The organism is Streptomyces sp. NPDC002054 (genome assembly GCF_040296685.1).
In the GTDB taxonomy this organism is placed as follows: Bacteria; Actinomycetota; Actinomycetes; order Streptomycetales; family Streptomycetaceae; genus Streptomyces.
In genome coordinates, this window is the sequence record NZ_JBEOXT010000038.1 from 74,771 (window position 1) to 89,105 (window position 14,335).

The 14,335-nt window shown below is 71.1% G+C and carries 14 protein-coding genes; 2 read left to right on the plus strand and 12 right to left on the minus strand.

Annotation, left to right across the window (positions count from 1 at the left end; translation table 11 throughout):
• The first annotated feature begins 9 nt into the window (after positions 1 to 9).
• A complete protein-coding gene (locus tag ABT123_RS30020) occupies positions 10 to 1,275 on the plus strand; it encodes an APC family permease (RefSeq protein ID WP_351320332.1) in 1,266 nt (421 codons plus the stop codon).
• 181 nt (positions 1,276 to 1,456) lie between these two features.
• On the opposite strand, the gene ABT123_RS30025 is transcribed toward ABT123_RS30020, so the two are convergent.
• From ABT123_RS30025 to ABT123_RS30080, 12 genes are all read right to left on the minus strand, one after another.
• Positions 1,457 to 1,849 (minus strand): YccF domain-containing protein, encoded by a 393-nt coding sequence (locus ABT123_RS30025; protein ID WP_351320334.1) that lies wholly within the window; start codon positions 1,847 to 1,849, stop codon positions 1,457 to 1,459.
• On the minus strand, positions 1,846 to 2,709 hold the full coding sequence (gene htpX, locus ABT123_RS30030; RefSeq protein WP_351320336.1) for a zinc metalloprotease HtpX: 864 nt from the start codon (positions 2,707 to 2,709) through the stop codon (positions 1,846 to 1,848). Before htpX ends, ABT123_RS30025 begins: the two co-directional genes overlap by 4 nt.
• A gap of 169 nt (positions 2,710 to 2,878) precedes the next feature.
• Positions 2,879 to 4,441, minus strand: coding sequence for an NADH-quinone oxidoreductase subunit N (locus ABT123_RS30035; RefSeq protein ID WP_351320338.1), 1,563 nt, complete (start codon positions 4,439 to 4,441; stop codon positions 2,879 to 2,881).
• A complete protein-coding gene (locus ABT123_RS30040) occupies positions 4,438 to 6,000 on the minus strand; it encodes a complex I subunit 4 family protein (RefSeq protein ID WP_351320358.1) in 1,563 nt (520 codons plus the stop codon). Before ABT123_RS30040 ends, ABT123_RS30035 begins: the two co-directional genes overlap by 4 nt.
• A gap of 38 nt (positions 6,001 to 6,038) precedes the next feature.
• Positions 6,039 to 8,048 carry an NADH-quinone oxidoreductase subunit 5 family protein gene (locus ABT123_RS30045; RefSeq protein ID WP_351320340.1) on the minus strand — a complete coding sequence of 670 codons (2,010 nt, stop codon included), beginning with the start codon at positions 8,046 to 8,048 and terminating at the stop codon, positions 6,039 to 6,041.
• Complete coding sequence (gene nuoK / locus ABT123_RS30050) at positions 8,045 to 8,401, minus strand: NADH-quinone oxidoreductase subunit NuoK (RefSeq protein ID WP_351320342.1); 357 nt, start codon at positions 8,399 to 8,401, stop codon at positions 8,045 to 8,047. Before nuoK ends, ABT123_RS30045 begins: the two co-directional genes overlap by 4 nt.
• Entirely contained in the window at positions 8,401 to 8,994 is a 594-nt protein-coding gene (locus ABT123_RS30055; protein ID WP_351320344.1) for an NADH-quinone oxidoreductase subunit J family protein, read from the minus strand. Before ABT123_RS30055 ends, nuoK begins: the two co-directional genes overlap by 1 nt.
• Positions 8,994 to 9,602, minus strand: a complete 609-nt coding sequence (locus ABT123_RS30060; RefSeq protein WP_351320360.1) for a NuoI/complex I 23 kDa subunit family protein — start codon at positions 9,600 to 9,602, stop codon at positions 8,994 to 8,996. Before ABT123_RS30060 ends, ABT123_RS30055 begins: the two co-directional genes overlap by 1 nt.
• Positions 9,599 to 10,567 (minus strand): complex I subunit 1/NuoH family protein, encoded by a 969-nt coding sequence (locus ABT123_RS30065; protein ID WP_351320346.1) that lies wholly within the window; start codon positions 10,565 to 10,567, stop codon positions 9,599 to 9,601. The genes ABT123_RS30060 and ABT123_RS30065 overlap by 4 nt, the downstream gene beginning before the upstream one ends.
• Complete coding sequence (locus tag ABT123_RS30070; RefSeq protein ID WP_351320348.1) at positions 10,564 to 11,808, minus strand: NADH-quinone oxidoreductase subunit C; 1,245 nt, start codon at positions 11,806 to 11,808, stop codon at positions 10,564 to 10,566. Before ABT123_RS30070 ends, ABT123_RS30065 begins: the two co-directional genes overlap by 4 nt.
• Positions 11,805 to 12,401 carry an NADH-quinone oxidoreductase subunit B gene (locus ABT123_RS30075; RefSeq protein WP_351320350.1) on the minus strand — a complete coding sequence of 199 codons (597 nt, stop codon included), beginning with the start codon at positions 12,399 to 12,401 and terminating at the stop codon, positions 11,805 to 11,807. Before ABT123_RS30075 ends, ABT123_RS30070 begins: the two co-directional genes overlap by 4 nt.
• Positions 12,392 to 12,799, minus strand: a complete 408-nt coding sequence (locus ABT123_RS30080; RefSeq protein WP_351320352.1) for an NADH-quinone oxidoreductase subunit A — start codon at positions 12,797 to 12,799, stop codon at positions 12,392 to 12,394. Before ABT123_RS30080 ends, ABT123_RS30075 begins: the two co-directional genes overlap by 10 nt.
• A gap of 149 nt (positions 12,800 to 12,948) precedes the next feature.
• Between ABT123_RS30080 and ABT123_RS30085 the strand changes: the two genes are divergently transcribed.
• A complete protein-coding gene (locus ABT123_RS30085; protein WP_351320354.1) occupies positions 12,949 to 14,163 on the plus strand; it encodes a sensor histidine kinase in 1,215 nt (404 codons plus the stop codon).
• Positions 14,164 to 14,335 lie beyond the last annotated feature (172 nt).

The window sequence follows — 14,335 nt, forward strand, 5'->3', positions numbered from 1 at the left end:
GTCCGCGCCATGGAACGGGAGTTGAAACGGACGCTGGGTGTGACCGACGCGGTCGTGGTCGGGCTGGGGGCCATGGTCGGGGCCGGGGTCTTCGCCGCGTTCGGCCCGGCGGCCCGGGCGGCCGGCACCGGCGGGGCCCTGCTGACGGCGCTCGGGGTGGCGGCGGTCGTGGCCTACTGCAATGCGCATTCCTCGGCCCGGCTGGCTGCCCGGTATCCCGCCTCCGGCGGGACGTACGTGTACGGGCGGGAGCGGCTGGGGCCGTTCTGGGGGTATCTGGCGGGCTGGGCCTTCGTGGTGGGCAAGACCGCGTCCTGTGCGGCGATGGCGCTGACCGTGGGGGCGTATCTGTGGCCGGGTCAGGCGCATGCGGTGGCAGTGGCGGCGGTGGTGGCGCTGACCGCCGCGTCCTATGGGGGTGTGCAGAAGTCGGCCCGGATCGCCCGGGTGATCGTGGCCCTGGTGCTGGCGGTACTGGCCGGGGTCGTGGTGGCCTGCCTGAGTTCCGGAGCAGCTGATTCTGCGCGGCTGTGGGACGCCGGCGGGACGGCCGGGTCCGGTGGGGCCGGCGGGCTGTTGCAGGCCGCCGGGCTGCTGTTCTTCGCCTTTGCGGGCTATGCCCGGATCACCACGCTCGGCGAGGAGGTGCGGGATCCGGCCCGGACGATCCCGCGGGCGGTGCCGCTGGCGCTGGGCATCACCCTGGTGGTCTACGCGGCGGTGGCCGTGGCCTCGTTGTCGGTGCTGGGTGCGGCCGGGCTGGCGGATTCAACGGCTCCGCTTGCCGATGCGGTCCGGGCGGCCGGTCGGCCCGGACTGGTCCCCGTGGTCCAGTCGGGTGCGGTGCTGGCAGCGCTCGGCTCGCTGCTCGCGCTGGTGCTGGGCGTGTCGCGGACCGCCCTCGCGATGGCCCGGGACGGCCATCTGCCCCGCGCGCTGGCCGCCGTACATCCCCGCCGTCAGGTGCCGCACCATGCGGAACTCGCCGTGGGTGCGGTGGTGGCGGTGCTGGCCGGCACCGTGGACCTGCGGGGCGCGATCGGCTTCTCCTCCTTCGGAGTGCTCGCCTACTACGCGATCGCGAACGCGTCCGCCTGGACGCTGGATGCACACGATTCAGGTGTCAAGGGCCGGGCCGTGGCAGCGCTCGGGCTGGCCGGCTGTCTGGTGTTGGCCTGCGCCCTGCCGGCCGCCTCGGCGGTCGCGGGCGCGGGGGTGCTGGCGGCGGGAGTGCTGGTCTACGCGGTGCGGAAGCGGCTCACACGCGGGATCTGAAATCCGCCCAGAGCGTCATTTCCGGGAGGGGCTTTCGCTGCCCCTGCCGGGAGTTGCACGCATGGGCGGTGACTTGCTTCAGCAACTGCTCGGTCTCGTTCATGACTTCATGGTGAACCACACCCATGACACCCCGCTCGGCCTGTGGATAACCCTGCCGGAGAGCTGGGTGTCCGCGCCGTCACCGACTGGCGAACGGGGCGTCGGTGCGTACGATTTCGCGGCCCAGCGGGAGCAGCGAGATCGGGATCATCTTGAAGTTCGCGATCCCGAACGGGATGCCGATGATCGTGATGCAGAGGAGGATGCCCGTCACAATATGGCCGAGGGCCAGCCACCAGCCGGCCAGGAGCAGCCAGAGGACGTTGCCGACGCAGGACGGGGCGCCCGCGTCATGGCGTTCGACCGTGGTGTAGCCGAAGGGCCAGAGGGCGTAGACGGCGATCCGGAAGGAGGCGATCCCGAAGGGGATGCCGATGATGGTGATGCAGAGGATCACCCCGGCCAGGCAGTAGGCCAGGAACAGCCAGAATCCGCTGAGTACGAGCCATATGACGTTCAGGATGGTCTTCACTGGTTTCGTCCTGCCATCTGCTCGAGCCGGGCGATGCGCTCGGCCATGGGCGGGTGGGTGGAGAACATTCTGGACAGGCCCTGGCCCGGCCGGAACGGGTTCGCGATCATCATGTGGCTGGCGGTTTCCAGCCGGGGCTCGGGCGGCAGCGGGAGTTGCTTGGTGCCGGCGTCGAGCTTGCGCAGGGCGCTGGCCAGGGCCAGCGGGTCGCCGGTGAGTTGGGCGCCGGAAGCGTCCGCCTCGTACTCACGGGAACGGCTGATGGCCAGCTGGATCACGGATGCGGCCAGGGGGCCCAAGATCATGATCAGCAGCATGCCGAGCAGACCGGGGCCCTCGTCGTCGTTGGACCGGCCGATCGGGATCAGCCAGGCGAAGTTCACCAGGAACATGATCACGGAGGCCAGGGCTCCGGCGACCGAGGAGATCAGGATGTCGCGGTTGTAGACATGGCTCAGCTCGTGCCCGATGACCCCGCGGAGCTCCCGCTCGTCGAGGATGCGGAGGATGCCCTCCGTGCAGCAGACGGCGGCGTTCCGCGGGTTGCGGCCGGTCGCGAAGGCGTTCGGCGCCTCGGTGGGTGAGATGTAGAGCCGGGGCATTGGCTGGCGCGCGGACGTAGAGAGCTCCCGCACCATCCGGTAGAGCTCGGGCGCCTCGAATTCGCTGACCGGGCGCGCACGCATCGCGCGTAGAGCCAGCTTGTCGCTGTTCCAGTACGCATACGCGTTGGTGCCCAGGGCGACGAGCACGGCCACGATCAGGCCGGTGCGCCCGAAGAAGCTTCCAATGACGATGATGACTGCGGACAGTCCGCCGAGGAGTACGGCGGTCTTCAGCCCGTTGTGCCGGCGGTGCACGGTACGCCCTCCAGGTGGTGCGGCAGGGGAGCCCCGTCGTGGGTCTGAGGGGCTACGGTCCAGTGGACCCTCCCTGCCTGGTCAACGCCAGGCGAGGACGCCGGGTTCCCGGTCCTGCCTTGCCGCCCGGAGCGCGCGTTGGTCCGTACGGGTGACCGCGCGCCCGCGGCTACTGCGGGAAGAGGCTGGTCGCCGCGAAGCGGAGGACCAGCTGGGGGGCGCCGGACACGATCACGGACACCACGGCGGTGACGGTGATGGCCGCGGTGACCGGGAACGGAACCTTGGCGCGGAGGGGGGTGCCCACGGTGGCTCCGGCGGCCGTTTCGCCCTCCGGGACGGGGGCGCGGAACAGCAGCGCCGTCCACTGCAGGTAGTAGTAGAGGGCCATGACCACGTTGACCGCCATGACCACGGCCAGCCAGCCCAGGCCCGCGTCCACGGCGGACTGGAAGACGGTGACCTTGGCGAAGAGGCCGATGATGCCCGGCGGCAGGCCGGCCAGGCAGAGCAGAAAGAAGGCCAGCGCGAGGGCGGCCAGCGGGCGCTCCGCGTACAGGCCGCGGTAGTCCGCGATCCGGTTCAGCGGCTTGGTACGGGCGACCAGTGCGGCCACGGCGAAGGCGCCGAGGTTCACCGCCGCGTACATGAGGGCGTAGGCGACGGTGGAGCCGATCTGGTCGCGTTCGGAGTACGCGGCGGCGGCGATCGGGACCAGCAGGTAGCCGGCCTGGCCGACGGAGGACCAGGCGAGCAGCCGTACGGCGCTGTGGGCGCGGTGCGGGTCCTGGCGGAGGGCTGCGGCGTTGCCCAGGGTCATGGTGAGCGCGGCGAGGACGGCCAGGGCCGGGCCCCAGATGTCGGAGTAGGCCGGGAAGGCGATCACGGTGACCAGGATCAGACCGGTGAAGCCGACCGCCTTGCCGATCACCGAGAGGTAGCCGGCGATGGGCAGCGGGGCGCCCACGTAGGTGTCCGGGACCCAGAAGTGGAAGGGGACCGCGGCGGTCTTGAAGGCGAAGCCGATGAGGGTGAGCGCGACACCGGTCATGGCGAGGGTGTCGAGCTGCCCGGGGACGTCCTCGAGGCGGTCGGCGACCTGGGTGAGGTGCAGGGTGCCGGTGGCGGCGTAGACGAAGCTGATGCCGAGCAGGGAGACGGCCGTCGCGGTGACGGAGGACAGGAAGAACTTGAGGGCGGCCTCGGAGGACAGCCGGTCGCCGCGGCGCAGGCCGACGAGGGCGAAGGCGGGCAGCGAGGCCACTTCGAGGGCGACGATCAGGGTGGCGAGGTCACGGGAGGCGGGAAGCAGGGCGGCGCCGGCGGCGGAGGAGAGCAGCAGGAACCAGTACTCGCCGGCCGGGAGCCGGGTCTCGCGGATGGCGGTGACCGACAGCAGGGCGGTGACCAGGGCGCCCGCGAGCACCAGGAACTGGATGACCAGGGTGAACCGGTCGGCGGTGTAGCTGCAGGCGGCGCCGTCGGCGAGGGCGTCGCCGGTGAGGCAGAAGGTGGAGCGGTCCTCGCCGCGCAGCGGCAGCAGCAGGAGGGTCGAGGCGGCCAGGCCGGCCACGGAGATCCAGCCGAGCACGGCCTTCTTCCCGTCCGGCAGGAACAGGTCGGCGACCAGGACCAGCAGGGCGACCGCGGCCGGGATGACCACGGGCGCGATGGCGAGCCAGTCGACGGTCTGGACGAGACTGACGGGGCCGGCGGCGGCGAAGGCCGTCATGCGTTGCCTCCTGCGAGGAGCTTCTGGACGGCCGGGTTGGTGAGGCCGAGGAGGACGGCGGGCCACAGGCCGGCGAGGACGGTGAGGGCGACGAGCGGGGTCCAGGCGGCGAACTCGTAGTGATGGACGTCGGCCACTGCGGCCGGGGCGGCCTTCGGGAGCGCCTGCGGATCGCCCATGCACACCCTGCGTACGACGATCAGAAGATATGCGGCGGTGAGCAGGGTGCCGAACGCACCGATCGCCATGAAGGTGAGGAACGCGGGCCGGGACAGGCCCTCGGCCGGTTCGAACGCGCCGAACAGGGCCAGCATCTCGCCCCAGAAGCCGGCCAGGCCGGGCAGGCCGAGGGAGGCGACGGCGGCGAAGGCGAGGAGGGCCCCGAAGCGGGGGGCGCGGCCGTAGAGGGCGGCGCCGGTGGCTCCGGCGAGGGTGTCGAGATCGGTGCTGCCGTAGCGGTCCTTGAGCGCGCCGACCAGGAAGAAGAGGAGGCCGGTGATCAGGCCGTGGGCGATGTTCGCGAACAGGGCGCCGTTGACTCCGGTGGGGGTCATGGTGGCGATACCGAGGAGCACGAAGCCCATGTGGCCGACGGAAGAGTACGCGATGAGCCGCTTGAGGTCGCCGTTCGCGCCCTTGCGGGCGAGGGCGAGGCAGGCCAGCGATCCGTAGACGATGCCGACCACGGCGAAGGCGGCCAGATAGGGCGCGAAGGTCTGCATGCCCTCGGGGGTGGCGGGCAGCAGGATGCGCACGAACCCGTAGGTGCCCATCTTGAGCAGGACGCCGGCCAGCAGGACGGATCCGACGGTGGGGGCGGCGGTGTGGGCGTCCGGGAGCCAGCTGTGCAGCGGCCACATCGGGGTCTTCACGGCGAGGCCGATCCCGATCGCGAGCACCGCCAGCAGCTGGGTGGTGTGGGACAGTTCGCGGCCGTTGTCAGTGGCCAGTGTCACCATGTCGAAAGTGCCGCTGTTGATCCCGATCAGCAGCAGTCCGAGCAGCATGACCACGGAACCGAGCAGCGTGTAAAGGATGAACTTCCAGGCGGCGGCCTGCCGCTGGTCACCGCCCCAGCGGGCGATGAGGAAGTACATCGGGATGAGCACCATCTCGAAGGCGAGGAAGAACAGCAGCAGATCGAGGACCGCGAAGGTCGCGAGCGTGCCGGACTCCAGGACCAGGAGCAGCGCGACAAAGGCCTTCGGGGAGGGGCCTGCGGGGAGCTTGAAGTAGCTGTAGAGCGCGCAGAGGAAGAACAGCAGCGCGGTCATCAGGAGGAGGGGGAGCGAAATGCCGTCGACACCGAGGTGGATCCGGACGTCCAGCGCCGGGATCCAGCTGATGTCCGTCGTCGCCTGGAAGCGGGCCGGGGTGTCGTGGTCGAAGCCCAGGGTGAGGGCGATCGCCGCGGCCAGGATGACACCGGTCACGGTCACGCCGTGGCGGAGCACCGCCTGTTCGGGGCTGCGGCCCTTGAGCCCGGGCGGGGGCGGCAGCAGGGCCGCAGCCGCGCCAAGGAGCGGTGCGGCCACGATGAACGCCAGAAGGAACTGCATCACGGATGGGCTGATATCAATCACGGCTGACTCACGGCTCACGATCCGGCGTTGACGTTGGCAAGGACGGCGGTGGCGATCGCCAGGACCACGGCACCGGCGAGCAGGGCGCTCAGGTAGCTCTGCACGTTGCCGGTCTGGGCGCGGCGCACGAGGGAGCCGAGCAGCCCGGGTGCGGTGCCGGCGCCGCGGACGTACGTGTCGACGACCGCCCGGTCCAGGAAGCGGACCAGGCCGGCGGCGGCGCGTACGGGGCGTACGAACAGCGCGTCGTAGACGGCGTCGAGGTGGAAGCCGACGTGGGCGTGCGGGTACAGCGGGCCGAGGAGCGCCTTGCCGGGGTCGGCGACGGGGCCGGCCGGGACGACGGGGTGGTCGTGGGTGACCTCGTCCACCTCGGGGGCCCCGGCGGCGGACTCTGCGGCATCGGCGGATGCGGCGGCACCGACGGGGGTGGTGGCCGCGGCTTCCCGGGCGGTGCTGACGGAGAGGCGCTGCCAGAGGGCGTAGGTGAGCATCCCGCCGATGACCGCTGCGCCCGTGCCCAGCACCGAAGTGGCCAGGGTCGGGGTCAGTCCCTCGCCGTCGAACCAGTCGGCGAGGGGACCGGCGGCGAGGCCGAAGCCGACCGTCGGGATCGCCAGCAGCCACAGCACTCCGGTCATGGCGAACGGCTCCTTGCCGTGGTCCGGGGCGGCGACGCCCCGGCCGCGGAAGGCCATCAGCCAGAGCCGGGTGGCGTAGGCGGCGGTGAGCAGGGCGGTCAGCACACCGGAGACGAGCACCAGCCAGCCGGCTGCGCTCGGGGCGAAGTCGGCGTGGCCGGTGGCGGTCTGTTCGGCGGCGACCAGGACGGCTTCCTTGGAGAAGAAGCCGGCGAACGGCGGGATCGCGGCGAGCGCGAGCAACGCGATCGACATGGTCCAGAAGGCGTCCGGGATGCGCTTGGCCAGGCCGTCCATCCGGGCCATGGCGGCCAGGGAGTTCGTACCGGCGGCGTGGATGATCACGCCGGCGCCCAGGAAGAGGAGTGCCTTGAAGAAGCCGTGGGACAGGAGGTGGAAGACGGCGGCCGAGCGGTCGCCGACGGCCAGCGCGCCGATCATGTAGCCGAGCTGGCCGACCGTGGAGTAGGCGAGGACCCGCTTGATGTCGTCCTGGGCGAGGGCGGCGAGCCCGGAGCCGACCATGGTCACGGCCGCCATCACGGCCATCACCACGAGCGCGGCCCGGGAGGCCCCGAAGACCGGAAGGAGACGGGCGATGAAGTAGACACCGGCGGCGACCATCGTCGCGGCGTGGATCAGTGCGGAGACCGGGGTCGGGCCCGCCATGGCGTCCGGAAGCCAGGTGTGCAGCGGGAACTGCGCGGACTTGCCCGCGACTCCGGCCAGCAGCAGCAGCGCGATCAGCGTCGGGTGGTCGAGTCCGCCGTTTTTGACGGTCTCGAGGATCTCGGTGATCTGGAAGGAGTTGGCGTCGGTGGCGAGCGCGAACAGACCGATCAGGAACGGGACGTCACCGAGCTTGGTGACGAGGAAGGCCTTGAGAGAGGCGGAGCGGGCCGCCTCGGTCTCCCAGTAGTGGCCCACCAGGAAGTACGAGCAGATGCCCATGATCTCCCAGCCGACCAGCAGCACCATCAGGTCGCCGGAGTAGACGACGAGCAGCATGGCGGAGGTGAACAGTGAGACCAGAGCGGCGTACGACGGGTAGCGCGGGTCCTCGCGCAGGTAGGCCGTCGAGTAGAGCTGTACGCAGGTGGCGACCACACCGACCAGCACGGCGACGAGGACGGCGAAGCCGTCCAGGTAGAGCGCGAGCTCGATCGGCACCGAGCCGGTCGGGGTCAGCTCCGTCGCGGCCTCGATCGGCTCGCCGCCTCCTTGGCGGACGGCGACGAGCACGGCCAGCACGGCCGCGGCCAGGGTGGGCAGCACGGCCAGCGGCCGGACGAATCCGGGGGCCGTGCGGCCGAACAGCAGGCCGGCCACCGCTCCCAGGAAGGGAAGGAGGGGGACGAGGACGGCGAGGGTCGTGGTGGTCACGCGGCGACCTCGTGGGAAGCGGAGTCGGCGGTCGGTGCGGGCTCGTTGCCCTCGGCGGTGTCACGCAGCCGGTCGACGTCGGACGTGCCCCGGTTGCGGTACACCATCAGCACGATGGCCAGACCGATGCCGATCTCGGCGGCGGCGATGGCGATCACGAAGAGGGTGAGGGCCTGGCCGGCGTGCAGGGTGTCGCGCAGCCAGACGTCGAAGGCCACCAGGTTGAGGTTGACGGCGTTGAGCATCAGCTCGACGGACATCAGCACCAGGATGGCGTTGCGGCGGGCGAGCACTCCGTACAGGCCCGTGCAGAAGAGGAGCGCCGCGAGCACGGCGGGGTAGGCGAGATGCATCAGCGCTTCCCCTTCTCGCCGGCGCCGTCGTTTCCGTTCTTGCGGGACAGCACGATGGCTCCGATCAGCGCGGCCAGCAGGAGGACGGAGAGCGCCTCGAAGGGCAGCACCCAGTGCTGGAAGAGGTACTCGCCGGACACCTTGGTGGAGCCCTGGGCCGGTCCGTCGAGGTTGATCCAGGTGGTGCGGAAGGCGTCGACCACGACCCAGACCAGTGCGCCGGCCGAGGCCACGGCGACCGCCAGGGCCACCCAGCGGTTGCCGGAGTCGGCGTCCGGGGAGCGGCCGATCGGGGCCTTGGTGAGCATCAGGCCGAAGAGGAGGAGGACGACCACGGAACCGAGGTAGATCAGCACCTGGACCCAGGCGATGAACTCGGCGGTGAGCAGCAGGTACTCGACGGCGATTCCGCCCAGCGTCACCACCAGCCAGAGCGCGGCGTGCACCAGCTGCTTGGTGGTGACGGTGACGAGGGCTGCGCCGAGGGTGGCGATGCCGACGAGGAGGAAGGCGATCTCGACACCGGTCGGTGACATGAAGCCGTTGCCTTGGCCTTGGGCGGCGGCTGCCAGGGAGGCGGTGGCGGTGTGCATCACTCGGCACCTCCGGCCGGAGCGTCGGGGGCAGTGGACTCGGGGCCGGCCTGGGCGGCGGCCTCGGCTTCTGCCGCGGCGCGGGCCTCGGCCTCGGCCTTGTCCACCGCCTTGCGGGCGGCGGCGAGTTCCTTGGGCTCCTCGGCTGCCGGGTCGAGGGAGGGCGGGGCCGGGACCGTCCACATCCACTCGCGGAGCTTGTCCCGCTCGTGGGTGAGTTCGTGGATGTCCGTCTCCGCGTACTCGAACTCCGGCGACCAGAACAGTGCGTCGAAGGGGCACACCTCGATGCAGATACCGCAGTACATGCAGAGGGAGAAGTCGATGGCGAAACGGTCGAGGACGTTCCGGCTGCGCTCGCGGCCACCGGGGGCAGCGGCCGGGATCGTCTCCTTGTGGGAGTCGATGTAGATGCACCAGTCGGGGCACTCGCGGGCACACAGCATGCAGACCGTGCAGTTCTCCTCGAACAGACCGATGACCCCACGGGTACGGGGCGGGAGTTCGGGCTGTACCTCGGGGTACTGGGCGGTGTGCGAGCGCTTCGTCATCGTGCGCAGGGTGACGGCGAGGCCCTTGGCCAGGCCGGATCCGGGGATGGGCATCAGTTCATCGCCACCTTCACGATGCCGGTGAGCGCGATCTGGGCGAGCGCGAGCGGGATGAGCACGGTCCAGGCGAGCTTCTGCAGCTGGTCCTCGCGCAGACGCGGATAGCTGACGCGCAGCCAGATCACGAGGAAGGCGAGGACCGCGGTCTTGAGCAGGGTCCACACCCAGCCGAGGCCGTCGGCACCCCACGGACCCTGCCAGCCGCCGAGGAAGAGGACGGTGGTGAGGCCGCAGAGGACGACGATGCCGGCGTACTCGGCGAGCAGGAAGAGCGCGAAGCGGAGGCCGGTGTACTCGGTGTAGGCACCGAAGATGATCTCGGAGTCGGCGACGGGCATGTCGAAGGGGGGACGCTGTAGCTCGGCGAGGCCGGCGGTGAAGAAGACCAGGGCGCCGGTGATCTGCCAGGGCAGCCACCACCACTGGAAGGCCTCGACGATGCCGGGGAGGGAGACGGTGCCGGCGGCCATGGCGACCGAGGCAGCCGCGAGGAGCATGGGGAGCTCGTAGGCAAGCAGCTGGGCGGCGGTGCGGAGGCCGCCGAGCAGGGAGAACTTGTTGGCGGAGGCCCAGCCGGCCATCAGGCTGCCGAGCACTCCGACGCCCATCACGGCGAGCACGAAGAACAGGCCGGCGTCGATGACCTGCCCGACGGCGCCCTCGCCGGGGCCGATCGGGATGGCGACGAGGACGAGGAGGTACGGGAGCAGGGCGACGGCGGGGGCCAGCTGGAAGATGCGTCGGTCGGCGTTGGCCGGGACGACGTCCTCCTTCTGCGCGAACTTGACTCCGTCGGCGACGAGCTGGGCCCAGCCGTGGAAGCCGCCGGCGTACATGGGGCCGAGGCGGCCCTGCATGTGTGCCATCACCTTGTGCTCGGTCTGCCCGATGACCAGGGGCAGCACGAGGAAGACGGCGAAGACGACGAGCAGTCGCAGCGCGACGTCGAGGACGTCGTTCACGCGTCGCCTCCGGTGTCAGGTCGGGTATCGGGTCGGGTGTCGGGGTCGGCGGCCGTGTCGGCGTCGGGGGCCGGGTCGGTTGCCGGGTCGGGGGCCGGAGTCTTGAGTTCCGGTTTGTTGGCGGGGCCTGCGTCGGGCTCGGGCGCTGCCGGCTCCTCGAAGGCGGGCTTCGGGTTGTGCCAGGGCGCGTCCGCGCTGCGGGGGGCCGGGCGGCGCCGGGGCTCCGGCGCCGCAGTCTCGGCTGCCTCCGCCGTCTCGGCTGCTTCGGGCGCCTCGACTGCCTCCGGTGCCTGAGCCGGGGCGGCCTGGCTGGCGGAGCCTTCCGACGCCGAGCGGGTACGGCGGACCGGGCGGGCCGGGGTTTCGGGCGCCTCGGGCGTCTCTGCTCCCGCCGGAGCCGGGGTGGCCGGGGTGGTCTGGCTGGCGGAGCCTTCCGAGGCCGAGCGGGTGCGGCGGGGCGGGCGGGCCGGGGTTTCGGGTGCGGCGGGGGTCTCCGGGGTCGCCTGGGTTGCGGAGCCCTCTGTCACCGAGCGGGTGCGGCGGGCCGGGGCGCCCTCGCGCGGGGTGCGGGCGGGCGGGCCCTCGCCGGCGGCGCGGGGTGTGCGCGCGACGCGGGCCGGGCGGGCCGGGGCGGGGGGAAGCTGACCCTTGAGGGGGCCCCATTCGTTCGGGTCGGGCACGCCCGGGGGCAGCATCGTGCGGCGCTTGGGACCGCCGGACTCGGCGCCCTCGCCCGGCTCCTTGGCGCCCGGCCAGGCCTTGGCGACCCGGGCCGCCAGGATGAAGTCCTTGCGGAGCGGATGCCCTTCGAAGTTCTCCGGCAGCAGCAGCGGGGTGAGGTTGGGGTGGTCGGTGAAGACCACGCCGAACATCTCGTGCGTCTCCCGCTCGTGCCAGGAGGCCCCCGCGTACACGGCGATGGCCGAGGGGAGGGAGGGCGCGGCGTGCGGAACGGTCGTCCGCAGCAGCAGGCGGCGTACCTTTCCGCCTTCCAGCGCGACCACATGCGCACAGACCCGGAAGCCGGTGCCCGGCTCGTCGACCGCGCTCAGCCAGTCGAAGTAGGTGCAGCCCAGCTTGTCCCGGGCGATCTCCAGCGCCTGGATCCAGGAGCCGACGGGGACGTCCACCGTCAGCACCTCGTAGGAGAGGTCCGCGACCGCTTCCGCACCGAAGATCTCGGGTGCCGCGTCGGGCAGGGAGTCGTACGGGGACTCGTGCGGGGACTCGTGCAGCGTCATGCCGGATCCTCCGCACGGGCGGGGGGCGGCGTGACCAGTCCGCTGGTCAGCTGGGAGACCGAGGGGGCCGGTGCATTCGAGTAGCGCGCCGCAAGCGATTCGCGGGCGATCTTCTCCTGGAGCTTGAGAATGCCCTGCAGGAGGGCCTCGGGGCGCGGCGGGCAGCCCGGCACGTAGACATCAACCGGAATGATCTGGTCCACACCCTTGGTGACCGAGTACGAGTCCCAGTACGGGCCGCCGCAGTTGGAGCAGGCGCCGAAGGAGATGACGTACTTCGGCTCCGGCATCTGCTCGTACAGACGCTTCACCGCCGGGGCCATCTTGTCCGTGACCGTGCCCGAGACGATCATCAGGTCGGCCTGGCGCGGTCCGGGCGCGAACGGGATCACGCCCAGCCGGATGAAGTCATGCCGGGCCATCGACGCGGCGATGAACTCGATGGCGCAGCAGGCCAGGCCGAAGTTGAAGACCCACAGGCTGTAGCGGCGGCCCCAGTTCAGGACCACCTTCATCGGCTCCGGGGCGAGGCGGGAGAGAACTCCCAGGCGCTTGGGCTCCGGGAGCAGCTGGGGCTCCGGTGTCACGTCCATTCGAGGACGCCCTTCTTGTACGCGTAGAGCAGGCCGACGGCGAGGAAGCCCAGGAAGATGAACATCTCGATCAGGGTGGTGGCGCCGTAGGAGGGGTCTGCGAACACCGTCGCCCACGGGAACAGGAAGATCGAGTCGACGGCGAAGATGACATAGAGGAAGGCATAGACGTAGTAGCGGACCTGGGTGTGTGCCCAGCCCTCGCCCACCGGGTCGACGCCGCATTCGTACGTCAGCAGCTTCTCGCGGGTCGGTACGGCCGGGCGCAGCAGCCGCCCCGCGCCGAAGGCCACGGCCACGAAGAGCACACCGAGCGCCGCGAGGAGACCGACGACCGAATAGCTTCGGAAGTAGTCCGCCGCGAGCACGGTTACGGTCGATACCGTTGGGTCGGGCACGTCCGTTCCTCGCTCCTCTAACCACTGTCGACGATCTGGTACGGCAGGGAGTCTAGGGCCTGCCTCACACGGGGTGGGGTTATCCCCCGTTCACTGAGACAAGGGCACCCCATGGCACCGGCGGGGCACGGGTTGGCAGGCTGTGCCGCATGAGCGTCGATATCCAGGCATCCGACCACGACCGGCCACTGCCCGTGCGCCCTGTCTTCAGTGTGGACACGTGGAAGGAAATCGCGTACCTGCTGACCAACCTTCCTGTGGCGATCACCGGTTTTGTTTACACCGTGTTCATGATCGGAACGGCCGGTGGTCTGTCCGTGACCGCGATCGGACTGCCGCTGCTCGCCGGCGGACTGTACCTGTCCCGCCAGACAGGACGGTTCGAACGGGCGCGGGCCCGCGCGCTGCTCGACGTACGCGTGGAGGAGCCGACGCCGATACCCGGGCCGCAGCGGGCCGGCGGGTTCTTCCCCTGGCTGTGGACGACCATCAAGGACCCGGTGGCCTGGCGGACCGTGCTGTACTCCCTGGCGCGGCTGCCGTGGGGAGTGGCGACCTTCACGGTGGTCCTGACCGGGCTGTTCGTGCTGTGGCCGGTCCTGCCGTATGTGGTCCGGCTGCTGGCCAATGCGGACCGGGCGATGGTACGGGGCATGCTGTCGCCGTCGGACGAGCTGGAGCGGCGGATCGCCGAGCTGGAATCGGACCGGGGCGTCGTGGTCGACACGGCGGCGGCCGACCTGCGGCGGATCGAGCGGGACCTGCACGACGGGGCGCAGGCGCGGCTGGTGGCGCTGGCGATGGGGCTCGGGCTGGCGAAGGAGAAGCTGCTGGAGGACCCCGACGCGGCGGCGGCGATGGTCGACGAGGCGCACGGCGAAGTGAAGCTGGCGCTGCAGGAGCTGCGGGATCTGGCGCGCGGGATCCATCCGGCGGTGCTGACCGACCGGGGGCTGGACGCGGCGTTGTCTTCGGTGGCGTCGCGGTGTGTGGTGCCGGTGAAGGTGCAGGTGGATCTGCCGACGCGGCCGGCGGAGGCGATCGAGGGGATCGCGTACTTCACGGTGTCGGAGCTGCTGCAGAACGTGAGCAAGCATGCGGGGGCGCGTGGTGCGGTGGTGGAGGTGTGGCGGGCTGGTGGCTCGGGGGTGGGGCTTGGCTCGGTTGGCTCGGGGTTTGGTGGGGGGCGGCTGATGATTCGGGTTTCGGATGACGGGCGGGGCGGGGCGCGGCTGGACCGGGGGACCGGGATGTCGGGGCTGGCGGAGCGGTTGGGGGCGGTGGACGGGGTGTTCGTGCTGGATTCGCCGGAGGGTGGGGGGACTACGGTGACGGCGGAGCTGCCTTGGCGGGACCGGGGCTGAGCTGGGCGGGCCGGGCGTACGGGGCTTCCTGCGGGTGCGGCTGCGGCTGCCTTGCGGGGAGCCCCGCTGGGCTGTCGGGAGTTCGGTCTGCGCGCCCGCATGACCGGCGAGGTCATCGAGAAGGTCGACGCCAAGGCCCTCTTCCGCAAGCTGGCCGAGGCCGCGTGGGCCT

Excerpts from the sequence above, each read along its gene's own strand:
- nuoK (WP_351320342.1), bottom strand. The coding sequence starts at position 8,401 with ATGCATCTCGCCTACCCCGCCGTGCTCGCGGCGCTCCTCTTCTGCACG.
- ABT123_RS30085 (WP_351320354.1), top strand. The coding sequence starts at position 12,949 with ATGAGCGTCGATATCCAGGCATCCGACCACGACCGGCCACTGCCCGTG.
- ABT123_RS30020 (WP_351320332.1), top strand. The coding sequence starts at position 10 with ATGGAACGGGAGTTGAAACGGACGCTGGGTGTGACCGACGCGGTCGTG.
- ABT123_RS30035 (WP_351320338.1), bottom strand. The coding sequence starts at position 4,441 with ATGACGGCCTTCGCCGCCGCCGGCCCCGTCAGTCTCGTCCAGACCGTC.
- ABT123_RS30040 (WP_351320358.1), bottom strand. The coding sequence starts at position 6,000 with ATGCAGTTCCTTCTGGCGTTCATCGTGGCCGCACCGCTCCTTGGCGCG.
- ABT123_RS30070 (WP_351320348.1), bottom strand. The coding sequence starts at position 11,808 with ATGACGCTGCACGAGTCCCCGCACGAGTCCCCGTACGACTCCCTGCCC.
- ABT123_RS30075 (WP_351320350.1), bottom strand. The coding sequence starts at position 12,401 with ATGGACGTGACACCGGAGCCCCAGCTGCTCCCGGAGCCCAAGCGCCTG.
- ABT123_RS30055 (WP_351320344.1), bottom strand. The coding sequence starts at position 8,994 with ATGCACACCGCCACCGCCTCCCTGGCAGCCGCCGCCCAAGGCCAAGGC.